Source organism: Flectobacillus sp., from assembly GCF_049240685.1.
GTDB lineage: Bacteria > Bacteroidota > Bacteroidia > Cytophagales > Spirosomataceae > Flectobacillus.
Genome location: NZ_JBMLSD010000229.1, coordinates 1 through 2,354 on the forward strand (window position 1 = coordinate 1; position 2,354 = coordinate 2,354).

1 protein-coding gene is annotated in these 2,354 nt (G+C 32.4%); it reads left to right on the forward strand.

The window, feature by feature from the left end; genetic code table 11:
• Window positions 1–510 precede the first annotated feature (510 nt).
• Complete coding sequence (locus tag ACOVQ4_RS10490; protein WP_421820594.1) at window positions 511–1,380, forward strand: Rpn family recombination-promoting nuclease/putative transposase; 870 nt, start codon at window positions 511–513, stop codon at window positions 1,378–1,380.
• The last annotated feature ends 974 nt before the right edge of the window (window positions 1,381–2,354 follow it).

Consider the following 2,354-nt stretch of genomic DNA (forward strand, 5'->3'; position numbering starts at 1 on the left):
GAAGGGTAAGTACATCTTAGTTTTATAGTGTATTTTAAAGCACATTAAACCAGATAAAGGAGAAATTTATGCGTTTTATGCGTTATATCAAAAGATTGGTGGAAGATGATTTAGTGGCAAAAATAAGGGATTCCGGCGGTAGGGTAAAATAGTCTGATTAGCTTATCGGATCAGATAATATGTAGCTTCGATAATCTCCAAATGAAGTGAATCTGACCATAACAAGCGCTTTCGGTTAGCTAAAATTACATTTTCAAATCTTTCTTTATCCAATAAGAAGTCCTCATGCACATTCTAAAAATATAATCTATTGTTTGTTTTTCCATTGAATTTTAGTTATTATTTAACGCATTTTTAGAAAACTAAACTATACATAATCCATCTATTATGATTTTTTTAAAAAACAGCCCAACACATCAGGATAAATGAACACAGCTATTAATTAGTTGAAAAACAAGTAAAAGTAGCCTTGCTTATTGTTTTTTCGTACTTTAGCTAAAATACAAAAGTATGAGCAAAAGACTAATTCGTTTTGATTGGGCAGTGAAAAAATTACTTCGAAACAAGGCTAACTTTGTAGTCTTAGAAGGCTTTTTGTCTGAACTTTTGTTTGACGACATCAAAATCCAAAAAATTTTAGAAAGCGAGAGCAATCAAGAAACAGAGAATGACAAGTATAACAGGGTAGATATCCTGACACAAAATTCAAAAAATGAGCTAATTATCGTTGAGATTCAAAATACTTACGAGATTGATTTTTTTCACCAGATGATCTATGGTACTTCAAAAGCTTTAATAGAAAATATATCATTAGGACAACCTTATTCTGAAATCAAAAAAGTAATTTCTATCAATGTTGTTTACTTTGATTTAGGGCAAGGGAAAGATTATATTTATAAAGGTAAAACGAATTTTGAGGGCTTACACGAAAACGATACATTTCAACTTTCTATACAACAGAAACAAACTATTACTAAAAAAGAAATTTCGGACTTTTTTCCTGAATACTATATTATCAAAGTAAATAAATTTAACGACATCGTTAAAGATACGCTTGATGAATGGGTTTACTTCTTGAAAAACAGCGAGGTCAAAGACGAATTTAAAGCTAAAGGCTTAGCAGAGGCAAAAGAAGGCTTAGATATTATGCGTTTGGATAAAGAACAACAGTACGGTTATAATCGATATTTAGATTATCTACATTACAAAGCGAGTGAAATACTCTCTTTAAGATTAGAGGCAGAAGATAAAGTAAGACAAGACAGAAATGTTGAGATAGCTAAAAATTTTATTGTTATGGGTTTAGATAATATTACTATTGCAAAAGGGACAGGATTAACTGTTGAGCAAATAGAACATCTGCGCATCGAAAAAGATTAAAAACTGTGCCTAACATTATTATTGCGAATTTACTGTTTTCGCTTATTCCCTGTTTTTTTACTCATTAAAAATCATTGTAGCACCGGTATGCAGAGCGGAGTGACTATCTTCTCCAAAACTGGCTACGCAACAGAAGTACTATTGAGTTCATTGGACTTAGGGAACAAAGGCGAAATCCTTATTTTAATTCCATAGAATTTAATGGAATTAAAAACATGGTAGGTTCCAATAGCTTTTCACTCACTATCTTATTCCAGCGTTTCAACGCCTTAAATAGGATAAAAACCGCTGGCTCTCATGGGAATGGAAGCTCGAATCTTAAAAAATTAGGCGATGGAAAATAATAAACGTCTGAACTATGATTTACTTGATTTGAATGATGAACATGATTTAGAAATATCAAATCATAAGAATCAAACGAACCAAACTAATCATAGTTCAGACAATGTTCCTCTACTACGCCTCCGATCTTCATTTAGAAATCCCTGCCAAAAAGGAGTTCATAAAAAAGCCCTAGATATAATGCTAGTGTTTAGATTTTTATGTTGAGTCAGTTTTATCAGAAATCAACACCACAACGACCTATTGCAAACCTTAAATTTGCACAATAAAAAGCCTTAAATTTGCACAATAGTGTTTTTTGCAATGGAATGAGGACACATCATCGGTAGCTTTTACGAATGGCAATTTCACTGAAACATAAGGCTCTTAAAAAATGCCATATTCCGCATCAGTTACAAACTTTTAAAAAGCCTCATGCACGGTTTTATCAGCTTTAAGACATTCCATGATAGAATGTTGGACTTCGTATGCTTGCTGGAATGGTAACATAGTTTGCAGTTATCAGTGGGCAGTTGGCAGATTATTAATTCGGGATTTTAGTTCTTGCATTCGTTCTATTAGCTTATTAAATGGAAGGGATGGGTTGTTTAGCATACTTTCCTGCATGATTTGATAATCCATTTCCCATTCTC

Bases quoted from the DNA above. Each gene is read 5' to 3' on its own strand.
- ACOVQ4_RS10490 (WP_421820594.1), top strand. From the start codon at position 511: ATGAGCAAAAGACTAATTCGTTTTGATTGGGCAGTGAAAAAATTACTT.